The 25,845-nt window shown below is 65.3% G+C and carries 18 protein-coding genes; 9 read left to right on the top strand and 9 right to left on the bottom strand.

Annotation, left to right across the window (positions count from 1 at the left end; genetic code table 11):
- Position 1: 1 nt before the first annotated feature.
- The 5 genes from ACIPUB_RS01905 to ACIPUB_RS01925 form a co-directional block, all read right to left on the bottom strand.
- On the bottom strand, positions 2 to 928 hold the full coding sequence (locus ACIPUB_RS01905) for a dihydrodipicolinate synthase family protein (protein ID WP_407605846.1): 927 nt from the start codon (positions 926 to 928) through the stop codon (positions 2 to 4).
- Positions 925 to 1,791 (bottom strand): ABC transporter ATP-binding protein, encoded by an 867-nt coding sequence (locus ACIPUB_RS01910; protein ID WP_407605847.1) that lies wholly within the window; start codon positions 1,789 to 1,791, stop codon positions 925 to 927. The genes ACIPUB_RS01905 and ACIPUB_RS01910 overlap by 4 nt, the downstream gene beginning before the upstream one ends.
- Positions 1,788 to 3,827, bottom strand: coding sequence for a dipeptide/oligopeptide/nickel ABC transporter permease/ATP-binding protein (locus ACIPUB_RS01915; RefSeq protein ID WP_407605868.1), 2,040 nt, complete (start codon positions 3,825 to 3,827; stop codon positions 1,788 to 1,790). The genes ACIPUB_RS01910 and ACIPUB_RS01915 overlap by 4 nt, the downstream gene beginning before the upstream one ends.
- Before the next feature lie 2 nt (positions 3,828 to 3,829).
- Complete coding sequence (locus tag ACIPUB_RS01920; protein ID WP_407605848.1) at positions 3,830 to 4,783, bottom strand: ABC transporter permease; 954 nt, start codon at positions 4,781 to 4,783, stop codon at positions 3,830 to 3,832.
- Positions 4,784 to 4,892: 109 nt separating this feature from the next.
- Positions 4,893 to 6,512 (bottom strand): ABC transporter substrate-binding protein, encoded by a 1,620-nt coding sequence (locus ACIPUB_RS01925; RefSeq protein WP_407605849.1) that lies wholly within the window; start codon positions 6,510 to 6,512, stop codon positions 4,893 to 4,895.
- 154 nt (positions 6,513 to 6,666) lie between these two features.
- Between ACIPUB_RS01925 and ACIPUB_RS01930 the strand changes: the two genes are divergently transcribed.
- Positions 6,667 to 7,398, top strand: coding sequence for a FadR/GntR family transcriptional regulator (locus ACIPUB_RS01930; protein WP_407605850.1), 732 nt, complete (start codon positions 6,667 to 6,669; stop codon positions 7,396 to 7,398).
- Between the two features lie 179 nt (positions 7,399 to 7,577).
- Entirely contained in the window at positions 7,578 to 8,156 is a 579-nt protein-coding gene (locus ACIPUB_RS01935; RefSeq protein WP_407605851.1) for a hypothetical protein, read from the top strand.
- Between the two features lie 10 nt (positions 8,157 to 8,166).
- On the opposite strand, the gene ACIPUB_RS01940 is transcribed toward ACIPUB_RS01935, so the two are convergent.
- The 3 genes from ACIPUB_RS01940 to ACIPUB_RS01950 form a co-directional block, all read right to left on the bottom strand.
- Entirely contained in the window at positions 8,167 to 9,843 is a 1,677-nt protein-coding gene (locus ACIPUB_RS01940; protein WP_407605852.1) for a sensor histidine kinase, read from the bottom strand.
- A gap of 471 nt (positions 9,844 to 10,314) precedes the next feature.
- Positions 10,315 to 10,905 (bottom strand): sensor histidine kinase, encoded by a 591-nt coding sequence (locus ACIPUB_RS01945; RefSeq protein ID WP_407605853.1) that lies wholly within the window; start codon positions 10,903 to 10,905, stop codon positions 10,315 to 10,317.
- A 74-nt stretch (positions 10,906 to 10,979) separates the two neighbouring features.
- A complete protein-coding gene (locus ACIPUB_RS01950; protein ID WP_407605854.1) occupies positions 10,980 to 11,327 on the bottom strand; it encodes a hypothetical protein in 348 nt (115 codons plus the stop codon).
- Between the two features lie 106 nt (positions 11,328 to 11,433).
- Between ACIPUB_RS01950 and ACIPUB_RS01955 the strand changes: the two genes are divergently transcribed.
- Together ACIPUB_RS01955 and ACIPUB_RS01960 are read left to right on the top strand one after the other, a co-directional pair.
- Complete coding sequence (locus ACIPUB_RS01955; protein ID WP_407605855.1) at positions 11,434 to 11,796, top strand: hypothetical protein; 363 nt, start codon at positions 11,434 to 11,436, stop codon at positions 11,794 to 11,796.
- A gap of 291 nt (positions 11,797 to 12,087) precedes the next feature.
- The gene (locus tag ACIPUB_RS01960) at positions 12,088 to 12,720 is read left to right on the top strand and encodes a GNAT family N-acetyltransferase (RefSeq protein WP_407605856.1); all 633 of its coding nucleotides are present in this window, start codon (positions 12,088 to 12,090) and stop codon (positions 12,718 to 12,720) included.
- A 352-nt stretch (positions 12,721 to 13,072) separates the two neighbouring features.
- On the opposite strand, the gene ACIPUB_RS01965 is transcribed toward ACIPUB_RS01960, so the two are convergent.
- Complete coding sequence (locus tag ACIPUB_RS01965; protein WP_407605857.1) at positions 13,073 to 13,807, bottom strand: GntR family transcriptional regulator; 735 nt, start codon at positions 13,805 to 13,807, stop codon at positions 13,073 to 13,075.
- A gap of 55 nt (positions 13,808 to 13,862) precedes the next feature.
- Between ACIPUB_RS01965 and nagB the strand changes: the two genes are divergently transcribed.
- From nagB to ACIPUB_RS01990, 5 genes are all read left to right on the top strand, one after another.
- The gene (nagB, locus tag ACIPUB_RS01970) at positions 13,863 to 14,669 is read left to right on the top strand and encodes a glucosamine-6-phosphate deaminase (RefSeq protein ID WP_407605858.1); all 807 of its coding nucleotides are present in this window, start codon (positions 13,863 to 13,865) and stop codon (positions 14,667 to 14,669) included.
- 116 nt (positions 14,670 to 14,785) lie between these two features.
- Positions 14,786 to 17,422, top strand: coding sequence for an exo-alpha-sialidase (locus tag ACIPUB_RS01975; protein WP_407605859.1), 2,637 nt, complete (start codon positions 14,786 to 14,788; stop codon positions 17,420 to 17,422).
- Positions 17,423 to 17,610: 188 nt separating this feature from the next.
- Complete coding sequence (gene glmM, locus ACIPUB_RS01980) at positions 17,611 to 18,957, top strand: phosphoglucosamine mutase (protein WP_407605860.1); 1,347 nt, start codon at positions 17,611 to 17,613, stop codon at positions 18,955 to 18,957.
- Between the two features lie 129 nt (positions 18,958 to 19,086).
- Entirely contained in the window at positions 19,087 to 20,430 is a 1,344-nt protein-coding gene (locus tag ACIPUB_RS01985; RefSeq protein WP_407605861.1) for a UDP-glucose dehydrogenase family protein, read from the top strand.
- A 1,140-nt stretch (positions 20,431 to 21,570) separates the two neighbouring features.
- The coding region (locus ACIPUB_RS01990; protein WP_407605862.1) for a carboxypeptidase regulatory-like domain-containing protein at positions 21,571 to 25,845 on the top strand (4,275 nt) is incomplete at its 3' end.

The following is a 25,845-nucleotide window of genomic DNA, read 5'->3' on the forward strand; positions in this document are numbered from 1 at the left end:
CCTAGAGCAGCCCGGCGGTGGACAGGATCTCACCGATGCGCGCTGCCTCGGCGGCGTTCAGCGATTCCATGGGCTGGCTCATGGTGTTGGCGCCGATGACGCCGAGTTGCACCAGGGCGGTCTTGAACGCGCCCAGGCCGCCGGCGCCGGGGGAGACGCGGGAGGCATCGGGGACCTCGACGATGCGGAAGAGCTCGGCCAGGCGGTCCTGTTCCTTGACGGCCGTTTCCCAGTTCCCCGACACCGCGGCGTCGTAGAGCCTGCGGTAGCCGGCGGGGTCCACGTTGGCCAGGCCCGGGACCAGGCCGTCGGCGCCCGAGAGCATCGCGGCATCGCAAACGACCTCGTGGCCGGAGAACATGGCGAAACCGGGCAGCTCGCGGGTGAGCAGGCGCAGCTGGCGGAAGGCGATGTCGTTGCCGGAGGAGTCCTTGACCCCGGCCAGGGTGCCCTCGTGGGCGAGTTCGGCCAGCAGTTCGGGGGCCAGCTTGAAGTGCGTGCGGACCGGGATGTCGTAGGCGAAGACCGGGAGGTCCACCGCAGCGGCCACGGCGCGGAAGTGCCGCTTGACCTCCGCTGCGTCAAAGATCGCGTAGTACGGGGTGGTGATGACCACGGCGTCGGCGCCGGCGGAGGCAACCTTCCTGGCCTCCTCGATCACCCGGGCGGTGGTCTGTTCGTTGGCGCCCACCAGCAGGGGCACGCGCCCGGCGGTGGCCGAGGACACGCATGCCAGCACCTGCGTGCGCTCGGTGTTGGTGAGGTATGGGGTTTCCCCGGAGGAGCCCAGCGGGAACAGGCCGTGCATGCCGCCGCCCACCAGGTGCTCGACCACTGCCTCCAGTCCCGGTAAATCCAGGGCGCCCTCTTTGGTGCGCGGTGTGACGACGGGCGGGATGACGCCGGTGAATGCGGGGGTGGTGCTCATGCTTCCTCCAGGGGAGTTTGGGTGGTTGCCGGGGCCGCGAGCAGGCTCGGGGCGGCTCCCAGCAGGGTTCGGGTGTAGTCGTTGGTGGGGTTGTCGAAGACCTGGGCGGCGGAGCCCTGCTCCACGATTTGACCGGCGTTCATCACGCAGATGCGGTCCGCGACGTAGCGGACGGTGGAGATGTCGTGGGAGATGAAGACCAGTCCCAGGTTCAGCTTTGCCTTCAGGTCGGTGAGCAGGTTCAGCACCTGGGCGCGGACCGAGACATCCAGGGCACTGGTTGGCTCGTCCGCGATCACCAGTTCCGGATCCAGGGCCAGGGCCCGGGCGATGGCAACGCGCTGGCGCTGCCCGCCGGAGATCTGCGCGGGCGAGACCTCCGCGGCGGAGGCCGGCAGGCCCACCAGTTCCAGCAGCTCGTAGACCTTGGCCGAGCGCGAGGCCCGGGTGCCGATGCCGTGCACCAGCAGCGGGTCGGTGAGGATGTCGTGCACCGTCATCCGCGGGTTCAGCGCGGTGGCCGGATCCTGGAAGATGATCGAGACCGCCTTGCCGAATTCCTTGCGGGCGCCCCCGCGGCGGGAGAACGGTGCATCGTGGAAGAGCACCGAGCCGCTGGTCGGTTCGCGCAGGCCCACCAGCACCGAGGCGAGGGTGGATTTCCCGCACCCCGATTCCCCGACGATGCCCACGGTTTCCCCGCGGGCGATGGTGAAGTCGACGCCGTTGACCGCGCGCACGATGGTGGGATGGAAGAGCTTGCCGCCGCGGGCGCGGTGGTGGACGTGCACGTCCCGCAGTTCCAGGACCGGGGCGGTTGACACGCCGGCGCCGCGGGCGCCGGCCAGGGCGGTGGTGCTCATGCGTTGGCTCCTTCGGAAGAAGTGGCGGAAGCGGTGGCCGCAGGATCGGCGGCGGTGGCCCAGTAGTGGTCGGCGGAACCGACCTGCACCAGCTGAAGGTCGCGGTGCGGATCGGCCGCGGGGTCCAGCGAGCGGGCGGCGAACCTGTCCCCGGCGGCGAAGTCGCGGGGGCTGGGCACCGATCCGGGGATCTGGTGCAGGCGCTCGGCCCCGGATTCGATGGAGAGCACCGCACCGAGCAGCCCGCGGGTGTATTCGTGCCTCGGGTCGGCCAGCAGCTCGCCGGTGGCGCCGGATTCGACGACCTGGCCGGCATACATGACGGTGGTGCGGTGCGCCAGGGAGGCGACCAGCGCCAGGTCGTGGCTGACGAAGACCATCGCGAAGCCGAGTTGTTCGCGCAGCTCGTTGAGCAGGTCGACGACCTGTGCCTGCACCGTGACATCCAGTGCAGTGGTGGGCTCGTCCGCGACCACCAACTTGGGGGAGCGCGAGAGCGCCATGGCGATGAGCACGCGCTGGCGCTGCCCGCCGGAGAGCTCGTGCGGGTAGGAGCGCAGTGTCCTGCGGGGATCCAGCTTGACCAGCTTGAGCAGTTCCTCCGGGCTCATCCGCCCGTTGCGCCGGGTCAGTTGTTCCATCTGTTCGCGGATCAGCATCGAGGGGTTCAGCGAGGACAGGGCATCCTGGTAGACCATCGCGATCTGTTCCCCGCGCAGGCCCTTGAAGAGCTTTTCGCGGGTGGTCTCGCGGTTGTCCGGGCCCACGAGTTCGCGGCCCTCGAACTTGATCGATCCGGTGACCGAGGCGTTGGGTGCCAGCAGCCCCATGATCGCCAGGGAGGTGATCGACTTGCCGCAGCCGGACTCGCCGACCAACCCCATGGTCTCGCCCTCGTTGACGGTAAAGGAGACCCGGTCAACAATGGCGGTGTCGCCGTAGCGGTCGGGGAAGCGGATGGACAAATCGCGCACCTCGAGGATCGGGCGGGCGGCAGTGTTCGGGTGCAGCCGGTCGGAGCGGCCCAGCTCGGTGGAGCGCAGGGCCTCGAGCTGGGCGGCCAGCAGCGGTGGTGTCGCCGCATCAGGGGAGGAGGAGGCAGCGGTAGCGGCGGCCCCGTGGCCGGACTCGGCGCGCAGCACCGCGGCGGCGGTGTTGTCCTTCTCGGTGATCTTCGCCGGCTTGCGCAGCCGGGGGTTCACCATCGCGTCGGTGAGGCCCTCGGCCAGCACGTTCAGGCAGAGCACGGTGAGCAGGATCAGCAGGCCGGCGTAGGTGGTGGCCCACCAGGCGCCGTTGAGCACCAGGGTGCGGCCATAGGAGATGACATTGCCCCAGCTGGGGGCGGGGTCCTGGACGCCGGCGCCCAGGAAGGACAGGGAAGCCTCGAAGATGATGGCATCGGCGACCATGACGGTGGCGAAGACCAGCACCGGGGCCGCGGTGTTGCGCACCACGTGGCGCACCAGGATGTGCAGGCGGGAAGCGCCGAGCACTTGTTCGGCGCGGACGTAGTCCTCGCCCCACTGGGCCATGACGTTGGCGCGGACCACGCGGGCCAGCTGCGGGATGTAGATGACGGCAATGGCCACGATGATCACCGGGACGGAGTTGCCCAGGGTGGCCAGCAGCACCGCTGCCAGCGCGATGCCGGGGAAGGCCATGATGACATCCATGATGCGCATGACCGATTCGCTGACCCATTTGGAAGCCGTCGCGGCGATCGCGCCAAGCACCGCACCGATGGCGATGGCCAGGGCCACGGCACCCAGGCCGATGAGCAGGGAGGAACGTGCACCGTAGAGCAGGCGCGAGTAGATGTCGCGGCCCAGTCGGTCGGTGCCAAAGGGGTTGGTGGCGCTCGGTGCCTGGGCGGGGATGCCGGTGGCCAGCGGGTCGTGCGGGGCAAGCCAAGGGGCGAAGATGGCGGCCAGGGCAACGATTCCGAGAAAGAGCAGGGCGGCCTTTGAGCCCAGGGGAAGGGCCTTGAAGGCCAGGCCGGGGCGGCTGAGGCGGTCAGCGAGTCCGTACCGCATGGTCATACCGTCCTAATCCGGGGGTTGATAAGCAGGTAAAGCAGGTCCACGGCGATGTTGACCAGGACGAAGGTGATGGCGATGGTCAGCGTGACGCCCTGGACCAGGGAAACGTCGTTGTTGGTGATGCCGTTGAGGATGAGCTGGCCCATGCCGGGCAGCGAGAAGATCATTTCAATGACCACCGCACCTCCCAGCAGGTAGCCGATGCGCAGGCCCAGCACGGTGACCGGGGTGATCAGTGCGTTGCGCAGCACGTTGCGGCGGATGACCTCGGGGCGCGGGACGCCGTTGCCGATGGCGGTGCGGACGTAGTCCTTGTCCATCTCCTCCACCATGGAGGTGCGCACCACGCGGATCAGCGAGGCGCAGACGGGGATGGCCAGCGCCAGGGCGGGCAGGGCCAGGGAGCGGAAGTACCCGGCGGGGTCCTGGCTGAAGGGGACGAAGCCGCCGGAGGGGAAGGTTCCGGTGCCCAGGGCCAGCCACTGGATCAGCAGGATGCCGAGCCAGAAGGAGGGGGTTGCCACCGCGGCGATGGACAGCACACGGATGCCTTGGTCCGGCCAGCGGTCGCGGTAGAGGGCGGCGGTGACGCCCAGGAGCAGGGAGAGCACCACGGCGATGGCGACGCCGAAGAAGGTCAGCTGCAGGGTCAGCGGGAAGGCACCGGCAATGATGTCGGAGATCGGCTGGGCCGGCGGGGTGGTCTTGCCGAAGTCGAGCACCAGCAGGCGGCCCAGGAAGGCAATGTATTGGGTGATCACGGGCGCATCGAGGCCGCGTTCGGCGCGGTAGGCGGCCTTGGCCTCTTCGCTGGCGCCCTCGCCGAGCGCGGTGGTGGCTTGGTCGCCGGGGGAGAACTGCAGGACCAGGAAGACCAGCAGCGTGACGCCCAGGATCATCAGTGGCAGTGCCGCCAGGCGTCGGCCCAGCAGGCGGAGGATATTGCCCACGTCTATGGTGCTCCTCGGTATGGGGGGGTGGAAGAAAGAAAGCTTGGGAAAGAAGTGGCGCGCCGCCCGCCCGCCATGGGGGAGGGGGAGGACGGCGCGCCAAGTATTTTTAGGCGTGCGCGACGTCCACGAAGGACAGGCCGGTGGTCGGCAGCGGGCGGAAGCCGGTGAGCGTGTCCGGGTTCCAGGCGGTCGGGAGCATGCGGTGCAGGATCGGGTAGAGCGGTGCCTGCTCCGCGATCAGGTCAATGACCTGGTTCCAGACCTTCTGTGCAGCGACCGGGTCGGCGGCGCGGACCGCCTCATCCAGCTGCTTCTGCACCGTGGCGTATTCCTTGGCCTCGTGCCAGCGGAAGCGGTCCTGCGGCCACACGGTGCCGCGGAACCACCAGGAAAGCAGCAGGTCCAGGTCGTTGCCGAAGACCGAGGGATCGCCCGGTGCCGCGACGACGCGGAAGGTGCCCGAGTCGACGTGGTCCGGATACAAGGCACCGGACTGCATGGACTTGAGCGTGACCTTGACCCCGGGAAGCTTGTTCCAGGATTCGATGATCACCGGGGCGGCGTCCTTGACCCAGGAGGTGTCGGTGGTCAACAGCTCGAAGGAAAGCTCGGTGACCCCTGCCTCCTTGAGCAGGGACGCTGCCTTGTCCGGGTCGTAGGTGTAGACGGTGGCGGCACGGTGGTAGCCCGGGTGGTTCTCCTGCACGAAGGAACTCGCGGCAGTCGCGTTGCCCAGCAGCGCGCGGTCGATCACGGTCTGGGTGTCCAGTCCGTAGTGCAGGGCCTGGCGGACCAGCTTGTTGTCGAAGGGCTTCTCGGCGCAGTTGAACATCAAGAAAAGCAGGCCGAAGGACTGCACGGACTCGACGGTCGCATTGGCCTTGAGCCGCTCGATGTCCAGGTAGGGGACGTCCTCTATGGCCTGGACGCGGCCGGACTCCACGGCGGTGACGCGGGCGGCTGCATCCGAGAGCAGGAACCAGGTCATGCCCGGGGCCTTGGCGGCCATGGGGCCGTTGTAGGCCTCGAACTTCTCGAAGACGATCTTGTCGTCCTTGACCGCGGAGATGAGCTTGTAGGGTCCGGTGCCCACCGGGGCGGCGTCGAAGCCGGCCTGGTCGGCGGAGGCCAGCTTCTTGGGCACGATCTTGACGATGGAAATGCGCTCGGCGAAGAGCGGGAAGGGGTACTTCAGAGTGAAGGAGACGGTGTCCTCGCCCTTGGCGGCGACCTTGTCAATGAAGGGAATGAACTGGGCGAAGAGCGAAGCGTTCTTGGCATCCAGCACGCGGTCGAAGGAGTAGACGACGTCCTCGACGGTGACCGGGTCACCGTTGTGGAAGGTGGCACCTGAGCGCAGCTTGATCTCGTAGCCCAGTTCGCCGACCTTGACGGGTTCGGCGGCGGCCAGGGCCAGGTAGCGTTCGCGGGTGGAAGGGTGCAGCTCGGTCAGGCCCTCGAAGATGTGCAGGTTCGCTGCCATCGGGGTGGCGCCCGAAGAGGTCATCGGGTCGAACCCGGTGGACAGGGCGTAGGACATGCCTGCCTCGATCGGCTTGGTCCCGGCGGCACCTGCCGCCCCGGTGGTCGCGGTGCCGGTGGCGCCGCTGGGCCCGCAGGCCGAGAGGGTCGCGGCGAAGGCGCCGGCTACGCCCATGGCCCCGGCGATCTTGAGGAAATTGCGGCGGGAGCTGGCCATGTTCATTACTTCGTTGTGTTGCTTCATGGTGGGTCACCTCGAGTGGAATGTGAGTGGAGATCGGATGTAGGATGTCCTATGCCTGAAGTACAATGTATGCGAAGTCACATTGAACGTCAACCATGGCCCCGCACCCGGCGGGACCGACAGGCACCACGCGGCAGATGAAAGGGAATCCCCGATGAGCGCAGCACAGCCAAGCGGCCGGCAGGCACGGGCCAACGCGGCCAACCGGCTGCAGGCCCTGCAACAAGAAATCATGGAATTGATCCTTGAACGCGGGCTCGTTCCGGGCGATCCACTGCCCACCGAGCACGAGCTCGTCGAGGTGCTCGGCGTGGGGCGCAACACCGTGCGCGAATCGCTCAAGGTGCTCCAGGCCCTGGGCATCGTGGATGTGCGCCACGGCTACGGAATGTTCGTTGCCACCAAGCAGCTCGGCGCGCTCGCCGCCACCCTCGAATTCCACTCGCGGCTCTCGCTGCGCAACGGCGGACACGAGGCCATGGAACTTGTCGAGGTCCGCCAGGCCCTTGAATCCGGATTGATCGGCGCCGCCATCGATGCGATGACGGCCCCCGCGCTGGAGGCCGTGCGCGCCGCGGTGGAAGACATGGAGGCCAAGGCCGAGGCCGGCCTCCCACTGAGCGAGGCGGACAAGCGTTTCCACCGCGGGCTCTTCGAGCCGCTGGAAAACGGGATGCTCACCAACCTGTTGGGGGTCTTCTGGTCCGCCTATTCCAAGCTGCACGAGCAAATGGACCCCACGGACGACCTGCTCGTCGAGACCGCCCGCAACCACCGGGAAATCTACGAGGCAGTGGCCGCGGGCGACAAGGCGAAAGCGGCGCAACTTATGGCAGGGCACTTTGACGGGATCCGCGGACTGATCCACACCACTGTCGACGGCTAGCCTCGATTGCCATTTTCCAGTCGTAGGTCTTTGTGGTACCGCCGATCCAGGTGAATGCCCCAACCGCAGTACGGCGACTCTGGCTGACGTGATCGAGTACCCGGGTCCGGACCGGACACCGGACCGGGCAATCAACTGGAGATCCGTACTAGTACCCGTTGGCAAAATTCGGGTATTCCATGAACAAGAACCGCGGGTGCGCGCTGAGCGAATACGGCATGCTCGCCACCCGCGCCGGGTTGCCCATTGCCGCGCGCGTGTCACCCGGAAACACCGCGGACCCGACCGTATCCATCCCGATCGCCCCAGAGATCCACGCCCTCTCCGGGTCCCTGGCCTGGCCATGGTCGGGGGACCGCGGCATGATCCCCAACGCGCGGGTCGAGGACCTCAAAAAGGACACCCACTTCGGGTGGGTCACCGCGCTGCGCAACACCGACATCCAGCAGCTCGCCGATGGCGAAGGGCCCCTGCAGATGAGCCTGTTCGACGAGCAGAACCTCGCCGAGATCAGCCCCCAAATACCCCGGCGAACGTCTCATCGCCTGCAGCAACCCCGCCCTGGCCGCCAAACGCGCCCACAAGCGCACCGCCCTGCTCGAGGCCACCGAGGACAAGCTCGAGACCGTCAAGAAAGCCGTGGACGAGAGCCGACTCAGCGGCGCCGGAAAGATCGGCGTGAAGGTCGGAAAAATCGTCGGGAAATACAACTTGCAAAAGCACTTCGACATCACCAGCCAAGCCGAGGCATCCGTTAGGGGAGACTTTCTAGCTGTCCTGGAGTACTCCGTGCGTGGATACGGACTGAGGCAGGGTGAAGCGGATGGTGGTTCCGTCTTGTGGCGCGCTTTGCAGACCAATGGTCCCGCCGTGCATTTCCACGATGGATTTGGTGATCAGTAGGCCTAGGCCAAGACCCGGGATGGCGCGTTGCAAGGCCGGCTCGGCACGGAAGAACTTGGTGAATGCTTCTGCCTGCTCGGCGCCGTTCATGCCGATCCCCGTGTCTTGGATCGTACACAGGAGGTCTTCGCCCTCGGCCCATGCCCGCACAGTGACGGTGCCGCCATCGGGGGAGTACTTGATGGCGTTGGAGATGAGGTTATCCAGCACCTGTCCGATTCTCCCGGCGTCAACGATGACGGGCAGTGGGCCCTGGACTGAATTGTGCAAGGTGACCGCATTTGTGGTTGCCGAAGGGGCTGCTGCCGCCAGGCTGTGCGCTACGAGTTGGGCAAAGTCGGTGGGAGCGGGGTGGTACGTCATGGATTTTGCGGCCAGCAGGTCATTGACAAGACCCAGCAGGCGTTCGGCGTTGCGTTCGATGACCGCCAGGGAGCTGGCTATCTCGGAGGGGAGGGTCTGGGCGTCGTCCATGATGAGGCTTGTGTAGCCCAGGATGGAGGACAGTGGTGTTCGAAACTCATGTGAGACCCTGGCCACAAAGTCATCCTTGGCGGCCAGCGCGGCAAGCATGTCCGTGATGTCGTGGAAGGCAATGACCGCGCCATCGTGGTTGCCGTTAGGGTCCTTCATGGTGCGGGCAGTGGTGGAGAAGGCGCGGGCTTGGTCGCCCGAACCGACCCAGAGGTGGCAGTTGGTGAAGGACTCGCCCAGCGCGGCGCGGCGCACGGGACGATCCTCGGCCCCCAAGGGAGTCACCTTGTCCGGTCCAAAGAGCAGAAGGTCTTTCTCGGCAGGATCCTCGACGTGATCGGGGCCGGCGAGGGTCAGGAAGGCCTGTTGGGTGGAGTTCATCAACTGGTCGTGGCCCTGGGCATCGACCACTATCAAGCCCACGGGGATCGTGTCCAGGACAGTGGAGAGAAGACGTTCGCGCTGGCGGCTGGCATCCAGCGCGGCGCGCAGCTGGACATCCATGGCGAGAACGGCCAGGCGCTGGCGGTCCAGGCTCGCGGTCATGCTCACCACGGCAAGGGAAAAGCCGGCCATCATGAAAGGGAATAGCAGGGGCTTGCTCAGTTGCCCCGCCGTTACCGGGGTGCCGGCAAGAAGAATCGGGGTCCAGATGATCAACAAGGTTCCCAGCAGGCTGCTGAGGACTGCTGTCTTGCGCGCCATCCCCGAGGCAGAGAGCCAAAAGACAGGGAACAACATCAGCAATCCAGCCGAGGTTGCGTATGGCAGGCTTCCCTCGCGGGTGAATCCAACAGCCACAAAATCCAGATAGGGAATGACTAGGAAGGCCTGGTGCGGGAGCCTGTCCCATGGGACCACAAGACAGAGGAGAAAGATGGCGGCGTGCATCCACAGGCCGGTGGCAAAGACGGGATTGGAAAAGATTTGCGGGAAAACGGCGCCGGCATGGATCACCATCAAGATCACCGTCAGACTGAGCGGTGCTTGGGAGAGGAACACCCTGACCCGCAAGGAACGGGCGTGGAAATGACGCTGGACTAAACCGTCTGTGCTGGACTGAGTCATGGGGGCTTCCGTCTGTGGCATGTGTCGCGCCCCGGGATCCATGGACGATCGTGCCGCGACATGTGAGAGGGACCTGCGTGGCACCGGATAATCTTCCGGGCAACAGGTACTGATGATGCCATACTGCGCAAATGAGCGCATGTTTATGGTGCTTGAAAGCCTCGTTGTCAAAGACGGTTTTTATCCAAATGGCAAGGCTGAATATCAGGACGTTCCCGAACCGACTGCGGCGATGCACTTCCAGACGGTTTTGATGTCCACGTCGTGGGCACTGGCTTGGCCTCTAGGCGTCGCGCTGAGCCCTTGGCTATGGGGACAGCACCTAGGCCATCCCACGTTGTTGGCACGGGGGAGGACCAGGTGCAGGCCCACGAAGAGCCAGATCGCCCTGGGCCACGCGTCTTCGCCGTTTGTGCTCCGTGACCCATATGGCTTCGTGCAGGGCGTTCCCGGCGCGCGGCGTGGCCGGATTCAGCGGGGCGCGGGCGCGGGGCCTGGTGCGGGAAGGGAGCGGTCTTGGCTGGCCGGTTTCGGGAGGGTGATGGTGGCGCTTGTGCCGCGGCCCGGTTCGCTGGTCAGGGTGATGGTGCCGTGGTGGGCTTCGACGATGTTCCTGGCAATGGCCAGTCCCAGGCCGGCTCCGGGGATGGCGGCCTTCTTCACGGCGCAGGAGCGAAAGAACTTGCTGAAAGCTACCTGTAGTTCTTCGGGTGTCATGCCGATTCCGGTGTCGGTGACCTGCAGAAGGAGGCACTCGGTGGTGCATCGGGCGGCGATGGTGATGCGTCCTCCCTCGGGGGAGAATTTGATGGCGTTGGAGAGCAGGTTATCCAGGACCTGGCTGATCCGAGAATCCAGGACTGCTGGCAGGGTGGGCGGGATGTCGGAGGTGATCGTGACGTTGCTGCTCTGCGCGCGCGGGGCCGCGGAGCGGATGCTGTCGTGGATGAGCCCGGCCAGATCCACGGGTTGCGATGCCATGGCGTTGCCGGCGGTGGCGATGGAGAGCAGGTCAGCGACCAGCTGCAGGAGTCTTTCGGAATTGCGCAGGGCAACGTTCAACGCCGCCGTGATGTGTCCGGGCAGGCCCGGTTCGTCCAGGACCAGGACCAGGTCGAGGTGGCCGATGATGGAGGTCAGGGGGTGCGCAGTTCATGGGAGACGTTGGCGAGGAAGTCGTCCTTGGCGGCCACCGCGTTGATCAGCTGTGTCACGTCGCTATAGGCGATGACGGACCCGGTGAAGTCATAGGGTTCGGACACCGGTCGTGCCGAGACGCTCAGGGCCCGCTGGTCCCCGGGGGGACCGATCCAGATGAGGTCATCGGAAAATGATTCACCCCGTGCCGCCCGCAGCAGCGGAAAGTCCTCAGGCACCAAGGTGCTGCGGTCAGGCCCGAAGGCGAGCAGCCCGGATCCTGCCTCGCCGTCGGATCCTTTTCGGGTGGCGTGCTCCAGGTCGTGCCGGTAGCTGCTGTTGGTCATGATGGGGCTTGCCTCGGGGTCCACCTTGCGCCGAATTCTCACCGTTGAGGGTGACCATTGACCCATGGGACCTAACCCTGCGAAGGACCATGGAAGGGGAGCTCTCGTGTGCACCATTGTCCTGGCGGACCTCGCGCGGGAGCTTGGCGCCGAGGCCGCCACCCGCTTCGTGCACGACTTCGTGGACGTGTGGCCGGTGCGTCGCCAACGGATCCATGCGGCCATCGGCACCCAAGACCTGGACGGCGCCATCGACGCGGCATTCTCGCTGCGTTCCGCGGCGCTGATGGCCGGGGCCTGTCCACTGGCCGCACACGCAGCCTCGATCCGCGCGACGCTGCACGAGACCGGATCCCCGGCCTGGGAGTATGCCCGCCGCCTCCTGGTGGCCCTGGACGAGCTGGGGGACCGCACGGTCAAAACACTCGCCGAAGCCATTGCGCTCTGGCAGCTTGGCACCGGGAACTAAACCCCGGGATCCAGCTCCGACAACCCGGGGCACGGTCGAGGGCCGATATCCATCATCGGGAGCCGCCAGGCCCGACCCTTCCCGACCCAAACCCGTCCATGGATGCTTGGGCCGGCGTTGCAAGGCTAAAAGTCGTAGCCCCAACGCCAGGACTCTCGGTGCGCCCCGTTCGCCAGGGGCCCTTGATGCGGGACATCCGAAGGCACAGGGTATGGGATCCTCCAACGGGCACTATAGGGTCGAACCCATGCAGGGGCGTAGCAAGCCGAGTGAACGGGGATGGTGGAGACGATGGTGGTAGTCAAGCGAGGAGACGAGCTCGGCGAGGGATACCGGCGCCGCATCACCGAGGTCTATGTGCGCAGCTTCGCGGAGGACTTCGCCGCGTTCTCGCGCGACACCGACAAGTTGGCCGACGCGTTCGAGCACATGCTGCTGCTCGAACGGTTCTACATCGCGCTCGTAGACGGGGAGCCCGCCGGCCTGGCCTCGCTCACCGAGGGAGAACAGACGCTGTTCGCACCGCGCTGGCGGGATATCCGCCGTCACCTCGGCCTGGCGCGCGGGCTGCTCTGCTACGTGGTGATCCGGACCTGGTTCATGCGCGCCTTCGACGGAGCCCGGCCCGGACTCGCCGAAATCGGGTTCGTCGCCACCGAACCGGCCTACCAGGGCCGCGGAGTGGCGACCGCATTGCTGGATCGCCTGCTGGCGCAGCCCGGATATCACGAGTACGTGCTCGAGGACATCAAGGACACCAACGCACCCGCCCTCGGTCTCTATGCCAAGCTCGGCTTCACGGTGTACAAGCATCGGAAGGTGCGCTTCGCCCGACGCGCCGGATTCAGCGAGCTCGTCTCGATGAAGCTCGTGCAGGACCCCACGTCGCAACCTGCCCCCGGGCGATCACCCCGAGCCCGTTGATCGAACGCCGCGGATGACACTGCCGAAACGACAACTTGACCGCGCTTGGCCAGGATTTCGTGGCTCTCGGGAAAGAGCCTCGAAATAATTGGATTCAGTTCAAGCTGACGACTCTATAGGCGCCCTGCTGTCGAGCTTCTCCGATTGCCGGTCGGTGCCTCGATCAGTGATTCGGTCATGAACCATCTATATATGAGAGCGGCTGGCTTGACGTTGGCTGGGGAAAGTGGATTGACTCGCTCGATCAGGTCTGAATATCGAAGTGAATTAAGCTGCGGATCGTGCGGGAGCGTGCCTTTCATGCGTCTCGGCTTGAGGTGCGGTTCATTTCTTGGAACCGTTGGTTCCTGAGTCAGGCAGGTTCCCGCTCCACGGTGGTTTCGTAGCCATAGCGGTCCCCGCGGTACAGCGTTTCGGTGGCCTCGATGGCCCGGCCATGCCCGGTGAAACCCACGCGGTCCACCCTCAGAGCGGCGGCGCCCACGGGCTGGTCAAGCAGGTGCGCCTCGGTCACCGAGAGATTGGTTGCCGTGATGCTCTGGCCGGCCCGCATGATGCATTGGCCGTGTGCGGCCAGCTGCTCGTCAAGCGAGCCATCCGGATCGGGAAGTGCCTCGCCGAACAGGCCGGGCACCAGCCGCGCGGTTTCCAGCGCCATGGGTGCACCGTCGGCCAGCCGTAGCCTCCGCAGCAGCAACACCTCGGAACCCTCTTCCACGCCGAGCGCCCTGGCGGTCTCGGCCGGGCACGGCTCGATCCTGCAGTCCAGGGTGCGGGAGGATGCCTTGAATCCGCGCTCGGCCATGTCTTGGCTGAAACCGGTCAGGCGCGAGCCCTTGCGGATCTGTGAGGGATCCGCGACATAGGTTCCCGACCCCTGCACGTTGTAGACAAGCCCCGCCGCCGCCAGCCTCGCGATGGCCCGCCGCACGGTGTCGCGGCTGACTTGGTAGCTCGCCTGCAGCTCCCGTTCGGTCGGCAACGGCTCGCCGATGGCAAGATCCGTGCGGATCTGCTCGGCCAGGACCTTGGCCAAAACGACGTATTTCGGCGATCCGGTCCGAACCAATTCGAGTGAAGTCTCCATATTCCCGAGTATAGAGCGAACCATTTTGATATTGGTACGGACAAATCATTGATTCATGGGTACTCTGGGCAAGGTGGAAATCATCGTGCTCTCAGACCCCGAGGCCGTGGGCCGCCATGCCGCCCGCCTCATCGCCGACACCCTTGCCGGGAAACCCGACCCCGTGCTCGGCGTGGCCACCGGCTCCAGCCCCCTGGCCACATACGCCGAACTCGCGGCACTGGTGCGGGGCGGACTGGATCTTTCCCGCGCCAGTGCCTTTGCATTGGATGAATATGTGGGACTGGACCCTGCGCATCCCGAGGCCTACCACTCGGTCATCCACCGGACGGTGACCGTCCCCTTGGAGCTTGACCCGGCCCGGGTCCACGTGCCGAACGGTGCGGCCGCAGCCCTGCGGGCGGCCTGCGCGGACTATGAAGCGGCCATCGAGGCCGCCGGCGGGATCGACGTGCAGCTGTTGGGTATCGGTGCCAATGGGCATATCGGCTTCAACGAGCCCGGCTCGTCGCTGGGCAGCAGCACCCGCGTGAAGACGCTGGCCCCGCGGACCCGGCGCGACAACGCGCGGTTCTTCGGGGGAGAGGCCGAGGCTGTTCCGGTGCATTGCCTGACCCAGGGCATTGGCACCATCCTGCGTGCGCATTCCGTGTTGCTGGTGGCCACCGGGGAATCCAAGGCGGCCGCCGTGGCTGCAATGGCGGAGGGCCCGCTCGGGGCCTTCTGTCCGGCGAGCGCGCTGCAACTCCACGAGCGGGCGACCGTGGTTGTTGACGAGGCCGCGGCCTCGTTGCTGCGGGACCGCGAGTACTACGATTTTGCCCGCGACAACGCACCCGAAGGCGCTCTCGACCTCGACTGACCCACTATCCGACGCTTGACATCTATGGCACGCATCACGTATCCATAGATCGGATGTCCTACCTCTTAGCTCGACCTCACCGACCCTCCCCACGCCGGAAAGGCACTTCCCAAGAGATGACCGCACACCACAAACCCCGACTTTCCCGCGCCGCACGCCCCCTGGTGACAGCCGCCATAATCGCAATGCTGGCACCTGTCGCACTGGCCGGATCCGCTTCCGCGGCGCTGCCGGTGCCCGGCAACGACCCGTTCGCCACCCCGGGCAGCTACAGCGAAGAAAACCTCGCTGCCGACCGGACCAGCGAAAACTACTTCTACCGCATCCCCGCCCTCGCCCACCTGGGCAACGGCGTGGTGCTCTCCTCCTGGGACGCCCGTCCGAACTCCGCTGCCGACGCACCGAATGCCAACAGCATCGTGATGCGCCGCAGCACGGACAACGGCAAGACGTTCGGGCCCATGACCACCATCGCGGCCGGACACCTGGGCGATGCCGAAGAACCAAAGTACGGCTACAGCGATCCCAGCTTCGTGGTTGACGAGCAGACCAGCACCGTCTTTGCCTTCTTTGTCTATTCCAAGGACCAGGGCTTCCATGGAAGCACCTGGGGCAATGACGATGCCGACCGCAATGTCATCAGCGCCGCCGTGGTTTCCTCCACCGACGGCGGGGTGAGCTGGAGCGAACCGCGCCTGATCACCGACGTGGCCAAGCCCGGCGCCGACTCGAGCCCGGAGCCCGGGGACGTGAAGAACACCTTCGCCACCTCCGGGGCCGGGATCCAGCTGCGCTACGGGCCCCACGCCGGGAGGCTGATCCAGCAATACGCCGGTCGGGTCCTGCAGGAGGACGGGAGCACGCCGATCCAGGCCTACTCGCTCTACTCCGATGACCACGGACAGACCTGGGAACGCGGGGAATTCCTTGGCACCGGAATGGATGAAAACAAGGTCGTGGAACTCTCCGACGGACGCGTGATGCTCAACTCCCGCGACTCGAACAACGGCGGCTTCCGCAAGGTGGCCATCTCCACCGACGGCGGGCACAGCTACTCACCGGTCGAAACGGACACAGAGCTCGTGGATCCGACCAACAACGCCCATGTGACCCGGATGTATCCCGAGGCGGCAGAGGGCAGCCAAGAAGCGAAGATGCTGCTCTACACCGGGGCCAACCACCCCACCGAACGCCGCAACGTCTCGGCCCGGGTCTCCTGCGACGACGGGGAGACCTGGCCGGGGCTGCGCACCATCCGTGCGGGATTCTCCGCCTACTCGGTGGCCACCGCGCTGGATGACGGTATGTACGGGGTCTTCTATGAGGGCAGTTACACCAACGACCTTCCCATGGCCACCTTTGACCGTGACTGGCTGAACGTGGCCTGCGCCCCGCTGGCAGCCGAGGCCCTGGCCCTGGATGCGGGGGCCAGCGCCGAGGCAAACCTGGCCATCACCAACCAGGAAGACACGGCGCTATCTGGAACGCTGACACTGACCGGACCGGCGGGATGGAGCGCCGGCACCGCCGAAGTCTCCGCACTGGCGCCCGGGGCCAAGACCACGCTCACGCTGCCGGTCACCGCACCAAACACCGCCAACGGGGCAGTGAAGCTGCAGGCACGGTTCACCGCCGCCGACGGACGCACCTCGCACAGCACCGTGACCGCACAAGTGAAGGGACAGTCAATCATCTCGCTCGAGGTGTCGGGCAAGCGCTCCGACGCCGGCCGCGACCTTGCCGCCATGCCCTACTCGGCGGGGGAGAAGCTGTCATACACCTTCCACGTGGCAAACACCGGAAACACCAATGCCTGGGTGGTCCCGACAGCGGGCAACTTCGCCCCGCTGGTCGCCGCACCGGTGGGCCAGCCCAGCCCGGCGGGCAATTGCCGCTACTCGGCACTTGCAGCAGGAGCATCCTATGACTGCACCACTCCCCGCCACACCGTGACCGAAGCCGAAGTGGCCGACGGCTTCTTCAAGCCTTCCAGCACCTGGACCACCGGCAGGATCCCTGACTACGCCACGGTGGTGAAGGAATATTCCATTGACGGAGGCGAGGTCGACCTGATCGTTCGCGCGCCGGGCCTCTCGGCCACTGGCGCGGCCGGCACCTTCACCGACGTGGACGGCAACGGACATGCCTCCGCCGGGGACACCGTCAAGCACGCGGTGGCCCTCACCAACACGGGCAACGTCCGGCTCACCGGGATCCATGCCGGGGACCAGGCGCTCGCCGGGGAACTCGCTCCCGGAGCCGCCCTGGAAACCGAGATCGTCCACGAGCTGACGGCCGAAGAGGCCGCCGCCGGCGAACTGGCCGGGCGCACCGTGGAATTCGAAGCAGCCAACGGCTCCAAGCGGGCGGTTGCGCAGCTCGAACTTTCAGCTCTGCAGCTGCCGCGGGACCCCGCGGCCTGGGAGCCAAACGACGCTGAAACGCAGGCCCCGGCAGACAGCCGGCTCTCATTCGTGCCGGAGGCGGGAGCCGCCCGCTGGGACGGGAATTACTCCGTGGCCCTGGACCTTGCCCGGGGGACCAATGCAAGTGTCTTCCGTCTCTTTGAGGATGGGAAGCTGATCCACGGCCAGCAGCTCGAGGCCAACAGCCCGCAGTCGCAGCGCGCCGTGGTCCAGCTGCGCGGCCGCGCCGACGGAACCCGCGTCTACACCGCGGAACTGGAAAACGCCGCGGGCATCGCAAAATCCCTTCCGTTGCGGGTCACCGTGGATTCCGCGAGGGCCGAGTAGCCCCCGCCCGCAAGGGACTGAACCGCACGTGACGGGGGTCCGCGGCCACCGGGTCGCGGACCCCCGTCATGCGGTCTTTTGGAGACCGCCCAACGTTTTTTCCCCGCCCGGGATTCCTGGACGTTCAAAAGAATGCTGAGTAGTGAAATAACGGGTAATGAACCGGGACAGGGTTATGATGAGTCGCGATGGCAAGGTTATTTGGGACCGACGGTGTCCGCGGAAAAGCAAACGAACTTCTGACCCCAGAACTGGCAATGGCGATTTCACAAGCCGCCGCCATGGTCTTGGGGCACGAACAAATACATGACGGGCGACGTCCCGTGGCGGTGGTGGCCAAGGATCCCCGGATCAGCGGCGACTTCCTCTCGGCTGCGATCGAGGCGGGCCTTGCGGCCACCGGCGTCGACGTGCACGATGCGGGGACCCTGCCCACTCCGGCGGCGGCCTACCTGGTAGCGGACCTTGATGCCGACTTCGGCGTCATGATCTCCGCCTCGCACAACGCTGCCCCGGACAACGGAATCAAGTTCCTGGCCCGCGGCGGCAAGAAGCTCGATGACGCCCTCGAGGACGCCATTGAGGCGGCCATGGAGAAGCCCAAGTACCGCCCGGTCGGTGCCGACGTGGGACGCATTACGCGCTTCGCGGATGCTGAGGACCGCTACGTCATGCACCTGTTGCAGACGCTGCCCAACCGCCTGGACGGGCTCAAGATCGTCCTGGACTGTGCCCACGGCGCGGCCAGCGGATGCTCGCCGGAGGTCTTCAACGCCGCCGGTGCCGAGGTCCTGGTCATCGGTGCGGAGCCCGACGGCATCAACATCAACGACGGCTACGGCTCGACCCACCTCGAACGCCTGCAGGCGGCAGTGCTGGACAACGGCGCGGACCTCGGCATCGCCCACGACGGCGACGCCGACCGCTGCCTGGCCGTTGACCATGAGGGAACCGTGGTGGACGGGGACCAGATCATGGCGATCATGGCCACCGCATTGAAGGACCGCGGGGAACTGAAGGACAACACCCTGGTCGCCACCGTGATGAGCAACCTCGGGTTGAAGATCGCGATGCGCGAAGCCGGCATCACCATCAAGGAAACCGGTGTGGGGGACCGCTACGTGCTCGAGGGCATGCGCGAGGGCGGCTACAACCTGGGCGGCGAACAGTCCGGCCACGTGATCTTCGCCGACCACGCCACCACCGGGGACGGGGTGCTGACCGGCCTGCACATCGCAGCGCGCGTCAACTCCACCGGCAAGACCCTGAAGGAACTCGCCGGCGCCATGACGGTATTGCCGCAGGTGCTGATCAACGTCAAGGGCGTGGACAAGCATGCCGCACCTGCGAACAAGATGCTGATCGCCGCGATCGTCGCCGCCGAGGCCGAATTGGGCCACAACGGCCGGGTGCTGTTGCGCCCTTCGGGTACAGAGCCGGTGGTTCGTGTGATGGTGGAAGCCACCTCGCAGGACATGGCGCAATCCCTGGCCACTTCGCTGGCCGCAGTCGTTTCTCGCGAACTGGCACTATAGATTCTCCTTGCAACATTGAGACCGTGGCCGAGCGTTCCGGCACCAACGGTGTCAGGCGCTCGGCCACACGCATTTGAGGTGTGCAGCACTCAGCTGCAGCCGTGACTGTCGAAAGGGTGTGCCAGAGGCATGAGCATGAAGATATCGGTGATTGGCACAGGATACCTAGGCGCGACACACGCGGCCTGCATGGCCGAGCTTGGCTTTGAGGTGATCGGCGTGGATGTCGATCCAGCCAAGATCGAGGCGTTGTCAGAAGGTAAGCTGCCCTTCCACGAACCCGGCCTGGGAGAGCTGCTGCGCAAGCACGTGGCCTCCGGCAGGCTGCGCTTCACCACCGACTACGAAGAAGTGGCCTCCTGGGCCGATGTGCATTTCATCGGCGTCGGCACCCCGCAGCGCGCCGATGGCCACGGGGCGGACATGCGGTTCGTGGATGCCTCGGTGGCGGAACTTGCCACGCGCATTCGCGGCACCGCGCTGATCGTGGGCAAGTCCACGGTTCCGGTAGGCACCGCACGCCGGCTGCGCGGGCTCATTGCAGCCAACGCCCATCCGGATGCGCAGATCTCCCTGGCCTGGAACCCCGAGTTCCTGCGCGAGGGCTTCGCCGTGGCAGACACCATGTCACCTGACCGGCTGGTGCTGGGCGTCGAGGACGAAACCTCCGAGGAAATCCTGCGCCGGGTCTATGCCCAGGCACTGGAAGCGGACACCCCGCTGATCGTCACCGACTTCGAGACCGCGGAACTGGTCAAGGTGGCCGCCAACGCCTTCCTGGCCACCAAGATTTCCTTTATCAATTCCTTTGCCGAGGTCACCGAGACCATTGGCGGGGACATCACGGTGCTGGCCGATGCGCTGGGCCATGACGCAAGGATCGGGCGCAAGTTCCTCAACGCCGGCGTGGGCTTCGGTGGAGGCTGCCTGCCCAAGGACATCAGGGCGCTGCAGGCCCGCACGAGCGAGCTGGGACTGACCCACACCATGGGTTTCCTTGCCGAGGTCGACGAGATCAACTTGCGCCGCCGCGAACGCGTGGTCCGCCTGTCCCAGACGATGCTCAACGACAAATTGGGGGGCGCCCGCATTGCGGTTCTTGGAGTCACCTTCAAGCCCGACTCCGATGACGTGCGCGATTCCCCTGCGCTGGATATTGCCGTCCGGCTGTTCAATGCCGGGGCGGACGTTTTGGTCTATGACCCCAAGGGGAATAAGAACGCGGCCGAGCGCTTCCCGCGGCTGCAGTACGCCAACGACCTGCCCGAGGCCGTGAAGGATGCCGACCTGGTGCTGCTGCTCACCGAGTGGGCAGAATTCAAGGCACTTGTCCCGGCGGACCTCGAGGAATTGGTCGCCACGAGGCGCATCATCGATGGACGCAATGTGCTTGACCGTGCGCAGTGGCGGAACGCCGGATGGGAAATCGTGCGGATGGGCCAACACTATGCTCCGCTCGATGGAGAACTTTAGGTCGCACTGACCGATTTTCGCCGTTCAGACAGAGTCGCGGAGCTCAGCCGACCTTGAAACGGACGGCGCGCCACAGGACGGTGGCCACATACTCGTTTGATCAGCATATGGCCACCGTCTTGTGCCTAGTTATCGAAGCGTCCCTGCGGACTGCCCATGGCACACGACTTCAACACGAGAATTCGTCATGTCCAAGAGCAGTTCTGCTGGCACCCGTGTTAGGTGAAGACGATGTATGCGCCAACGCCGCACACGATGGCGACAAGGAGACCAATCCCAATGTTCTGCCAGATATAAGGCACGCGAGGCCCCTGCCGGTAAAAGCGGTCGTAAGTGCGACTACGCGATCTGCGTCCCAAGATTCTCTCCCCAAGTTTCGTGCGCCCCCCCAGGACGCGATTAAGATCGATCCTAGCAGGATGAAGTGATTCGACCATTAATGTGACCAACCACGAGTCACCCGACACCGGAAGAACCGCGTCGGTTCTATAAGCCGTCGAAGTGTTCAATTCTGGACAGTGTCGGATGGGGGTCCGGAGCGCTCCAATTGCGCTCGACCTAAGCCCTGAACCATGCCGTAATTCTCTTCATGCGAACCCCCCAAGGTTCCATCCAAGATCCCCAACGTATGGCTACCGTAGCACCCCAATGGCCGCATGAACATGGACAAATATTGCCAGTTTCCGCCGGAAGAAAATCGGGTGCGAAATACACGAAGCACCGTCGGGCCACAGGTAAGGCTGTTTGACCCCGACGTGGGGAACTTGTTGCCGTCTTCCGTTCACGTGGTACTTCCCCCCCATCCGCAAATCCGTTTGGTGAAACGCCGGAGGAAAGCCCGTGCTGGACACATCCTGCGGATACTCGCCGAGCAACGCCAAGCTTTTGAATGGCTGTGCTGACTGGGACTCATTGACTAAGAACGGTTCCGCGGCAGCCATATTGGTACCGATCTGTACCGAGGCATACGATTCGTTCCCTTTCCCCACGACCGCACACCCCACGTCCGTCAGACTACGGGTGCCGGAGTGTGCCCTGCGCAGGATCCGGCAAGACAACTCGTCCAGACCTTGAGGGGGGATCATGGCCACACCGAGCCATCGAACACCAGACAGACCAAACAGGAGACCGCACGCCCTTGTGGCGTCGCTCGCCGCCATCGCGTTGAGTTTCGGCGCACTAATGGGCGCCGGACCGGTTGCCGGTTGGGCAGCCGGCACCGGCGAAGCCGAGGCTGCAAACACCACGGCACCGGAGGCGCCGGCAACGGCACCCACAAAGCAGACCACAGGTATCGACACCGCGACCACCGACGGGAAGGCTTCCGACGGGGAAGAGGAAGCCACCCAGTCCGGCGGCGACACGTCAGCCGAGCCGAAACCGGAGACCGAGGCAAGCGAGCCCGCCGCAGAGGTGGGTACCTCCGAGGCACCGGCGAAGGGGGAGTCCGCTCCTTCCGAGGAATCCGTCCCGAAACCAAAGCCGAGCACGGGATCCAAGCCCCGGGCGCCGGCCGACGAGTCCGCGCGGGAAAAGTCACCGAAGAACGCCGACTCCTTGGAGTTCGCCACCCCGGTTGTCCCGGAGGAAGATGCGTCCAAGGACGCCGACGCCGAGAAGAATGCATCGATGGCCGAGGACGAAGCCACGGAGGCGAAACTCGTTGCGGCCTCCGGCACGTTCACCGCTCCGGATCTTTTGCTCTGGCCGATCGACGTCACGGTACGCAGTGATTCCGGCGGTGATTTTTCCGCGAACTTCAAGCTGGGGCAGGGCGAATCCCACACTTGGGAAGGACAGCTGCCCGAGGGAACCGGCGTGACCTATGAGTTGACGACGCCGGGCACCGAATTGCTCATCGACGTGTACAACAACAACGACTCGATGGACATGAACCTAGGCGGTGCCGGGATTGTCACGGGCAAGCTCACCGGCGCCGAGGGTGCGCCGCGCGCGGGCGTCCACGTAGAAGCCGTGGCCGGGTATCCCTTTGATCCCCGGCCCATTGAAACGAATGCCGAGGGACGTTACCAGTTCATCGTGACGGAGCCGGCCGAGTTTGCAGTGGTCGTCGATGGCATTTCACAAAGTGTGGTCGGTACCGTGGGGACCGTGGTGACGGTGGAACAGCCCGTCAATGCGCAGCAGATCACGGTTCGGCTCACGGATCCCAAGGGCAACGACTTTGAGTTCGACGAAGGCGAAAGTGCCCAGCTCTCCCTCAGTGGGCCTTATAGCCAGACGAGTCGTCTTGCCGCGGGAGAGAACTCCGTGGTCTTCAACGCGCCTGCCGGTTCCTACAAGCTCAGCGTGGTCGTATATTCACCCAACGGGTCACTGGAAAACTACTATCCGGGTGTGTTCTCTGAACACGACGCAGTCTTCCTCGAGGCAGTCGCTGACGGGGAACCACAGACCATCGACTTCCCGGTTGACCGGGGCGGCAGCCTGTCCGGTACCTTCGTCGATGAAAACGGCGACCTCGCAGAAATTCCGAACGGCGAGTTCGCCGTGGTCGAGATTGCCCTCGGTGGCGTGCAATTCAAATCAACGTGGGTCAACGAAGGCGACGCCGGATTCTCGTTCAGCTTTCTTGCTCCCGGCGAGTATGACGTGAGCTTTGACTACCTGGCTCGCGGGGGAGACACCGTCGTCTCGAAGCAGGTCACAGTCGTCGCCGGAGCCAATGCCTCCGGGATCGAATTCGTGGTTCCGCGATCCAACACCGTCTCGGGAACCTTGGTCAATTCGGAAGGGGAGCCCGTTGTCCCCACCGATGAGGAAATGGCCGAGCTGACGTTGGAGTCCGAGGACGGAGGCAACCAGTGGTTCGCGTTTGAGCCAGGCCAAAGCACCTTCGAATTCCAGAACGTCCAAACAGGGCGCTACACGATGAAGCTCTCCTTCGGCGGGCACACCCTGTACTACCCCGGTGTTACGGAGCGTGAGAACCAAGAGTCATTCGACGTTTCCGGCGACCTGAAGGATTTGCGGTTCAACACCAGCTTCGGCAGCAGCATCTCCGGAACAGTTACCGGTGCCGACGGCCAACCCGTTGCCGGCACCAAGGTCTACCTACACCCCGCCCAGTCCCTGGGCATCTGGGACGCGGAGGGCACGACCAAAACCAATGCTGAGGGCCGTTACGAATTTTCCCGTCTCGCCATCGGCAACTACGCCGTCCGCGCGGGCGGCGGCGATTCCTACTTCCTCGACCGCTGGCACTCGACACAGTCCAGCGGCGTAGCCAGTCCCGTTATCGTGTCCTCGGCCCAGGACAAGGTCAGCGCCGACGTTGCCCTGACGGAGCATGGAGGCAAGCTCGGCATTACTTGGCCCGAGGCGAAGCAGACGTGTAACGGCACAGGGGCAGAAATCTATGCCGCTGACGGCAACTACGTGTACTTCCAGGAGGGTGACGTCCTGGCCGCCGGCGAATACAAGCTTGTCCTCCGCTGCGGCAACGACTCCTACTGGTGGGACGGCGCTGCGGACGCGGAATCCTCTGGCTTTGTCACCATCGATGCGGGCGAAACCACCAAGGTGGACGTCGTAGCCTGGGAAAGCACTGCAGGCGGCACCATCTCGGGCACCGTGACCATTGACGGCAAGAGCAATGAGGGTGGCGTACACGTTACCCTGAGTCGCTTGGTCAAGGACGACTGGGGTACTTGGGACCAACAGGTGGCCTCAATGTGGAGCGATGGCGGAAACTATTCCTTCGAGGTCAATGAGCCAGGGGAATACGTGGTTCGGGTGGAACCGCAGGGAGCGTACCAATCGGCGTGGCACGACGGTTCCACATCACTGGAAAAGGTCTCGGCGATCAAGCACGACGGCACTGAAGCCAAGACTGTGGACATCGCGCTCAAGTACCCCGTGTCGCTGACGGTCCGGATGCTCGACGCGGCGACCAACGCCCCGGTCGACGGCGAGCCCCAACTCTGGACGACCGGTGGGGTCTCGGCGTCGACGCAGGGGAACGTGGCGACCTTGAAGTTGCTTCAGACCGGGGAGGTGGAGTTCGGCGCCAACGGTGCGGGGTACCTCCCCGCTTCGGCCACCGTGGCGCTGCCCACCCAAGGCGCTCACACCTTCGACCTTTACATGGATAAGGGCGCGAAGCTCGGCGTGAGCGTCCTGGCGGACAACAACTCCCTGCCGCTTCGCAACGTGCACGTGCAAAGCCTCGCCGACGGCTCCGACTCGTGGGCGTATGACAGCCAGTGGACTAACTGGGACGGCCGCGCCGAGTTCGTGCTGACGCCGGGTCAGTACTGGGTCTGCGTCCCCGACGCCGGCCTGTACGTAGGACAGTGTGAACAGCAGGATGCGTCCACCGGCCAGCTGGTCACGGTCGGCCCCGAAGGCCTGGAGACCACCGTGCGCTTGACGCTGGGTGGCCAGATCAAGGGCTTCATCAGTGATTCGGACGGCAACGGGATCGAGGGCGTGACGGTGGGCCTGGCCAAGCCGGGCGTTCCGGCACCGGGCGGCGTTGAGGGCCTCGCGCGTTCGTTCGCCTCGATCTTCGTGGCCCCGGTCGCGGAAGACAATGGGCAACTCTTGGGGAACACCACCATCACCAATGCCCAAGGAGAGTACACGCTTCCGCCGGTTGACCCGGGGGAGTACGCGCTCTTCGCCTATCGCGAGGACTTGGGCACCACCTGGTACCCGGCCTCCGGCACCTTCACTGGCTCCGAGCTGCTAAACATCAACCCAGGCACCACGCTGGACCTCGCGTTCACCGCCGTGGCACCTGCCGATGGTGTTATCCGCACCCCGGAGCAGTCGATGACCACCGCGTTCCGTGTCACCGTTCAACCGACGGCGCAGAAAACGGCAGAGGTCGGCGAGCATGTCACGCTGGCGGCCTGGGCCGCGGGCGACCCGCTGCCGACCGTGCGCTGGCAGCGCAGCGACGACGACGGCGCCACCTGGGCCGACGTTGAGGGCCAGGAATCAGAGTCCTTCGGATTCACCGCAGAGACGGCCGACAATGGCGCGCAGTTCCGCGCGTTCTTCACCCAGAACGGGGTGGAACTCGCTTCGAATGCCACAACCCTGGCGGTCAACGTGCCCGCCGTGGCACCGGACGCCGTCGGCACCATCGATGCCATGGATGTGACCGACACGGGAGCCACGCTCCAGTGGCAGGCACCCAAGGACGGTGGCACCCCGATCCAGGGCTACTCGGTTCGCGTTTATGCGGGCGGGGAACTCATCCGCACGCTGAACCCGGGCAACGTCCTTGCCGTCACCATTGGCGGGCTTGAGGCCAAGACGGATTATACCGCCACCGTCACCGCGCACAACGCGGTAGGGACAGCACCGGCGTCGGAGGCTGCGGCCTTCACCACGGCACCGACCCCGGCGACGGTCCCGGGTGCGCCCGGAAACGTCTCGATCGAA

Source organism: Paeniglutamicibacter sp. ORCA_105, assembly GCF_045798545.1.
GTDB classification, from domain to species: Bacteria; Actinomycetota; Actinomycetes; order Actinomycetales; family Micrococcaceae; genus Paeniglutamicibacter; species Paeniglutamicibacter sulfureus.

Excerpts from the sequence above, each read along its gene's own strand:
- ACIPUB_RS01905 (WP_407605846.1), bottom strand. The coding sequence starts at position 928 with ATGAGCACCACCCCCGCATTCACCGGCGTCATCCCGCCCGTCGTCACA.
- ACIPUB_RS01910 (WP_407605847.1), bottom strand. The coding sequence starts at position 1,791 with ATGAGCACCACCGCCCTGGCCGGCGCCCGCGGCGCCGGCGTGTCAACC.
- ACIPUB_RS01915 (WP_407605868.1), bottom strand. The coding sequence starts at position 3,827 with ATGCGGTACGGACTCGCTGACCGCCTCAGCCGCCCCGGCCTGGCCTTC.
- ACIPUB_RS01925 (WP_407605849.1), bottom strand. The coding sequence starts at position 6,512 with ATGAAGCAACACAACGAAGTAATGAACATGGCCAGCTCCCGCCGCAAT.
- ACIPUB_RS01930 (WP_407605850.1), top strand. The coding sequence starts at position 6,667 with ATGAGCGCAGCACAGCCAAGCGGCCGGCAGGCACGGGCCAACGCGGCC.
- ACIPUB_RS01935 (WP_407605851.1), top strand. The coding sequence starts at position 7,578 with ATGAACAAGAACCGCGGGTGCGCGCTGAGCGAATACGGCATGCTCGCC.
- ACIPUB_RS01940 (WP_407605852.1), bottom strand. The coding sequence starts at position 9,843 with ATGACTCAGTCCAGCACAGACGGTTTAGTCCAGCGTCATTTCCACGCC.
- ACIPUB_RS01950 (WP_407605854.1), bottom strand. The coding sequence starts at position 11,327 with ATGACCAACAGCAGCTACCGGCACGACCTGGAGCACGCCACCCGAAAA.
- ACIPUB_RS01960 (WP_407605856.1), top strand. The coding sequence starts at position 12,088 with ATGGTGGTAGTCAAGCGAGGAGACGAGCTCGGCGAGGGATACCGGCGC.
- ACIPUB_RS01965 (WP_407605857.1), bottom strand. The coding sequence starts at position 13,807 with ATGGAGACTTCACTCGAATTGGTTCGGACCGGATCGCCGAAATACGTC.
- nagB (WP_407605858.1), top strand. The coding sequence starts at position 13,863 with ATGGGTACTCTGGGCAAGGTGGAAATCATCGTGCTCTCAGACCCCGAG.
- ACIPUB_RS01975 (WP_407605859.1), top strand. The coding sequence starts at position 14,786 with ATGACCGCACACCACAAACCCCGACTTTCCCGCGCCGCACGCCCCCTG.
- glmM (WP_407605860.1), top strand. The coding sequence starts at position 17,611 with ATGGCAAGGTTATTTGGGACCGACGGTGTCCGCGGAAAAGCAAACGAA.
- ACIPUB_RS01985 (WP_407605861.1), top strand. The coding sequence starts at position 19,087 with ATGAGCATGAAGATATCGGTGATTGGCACAGGATACCTAGGCGCGACA.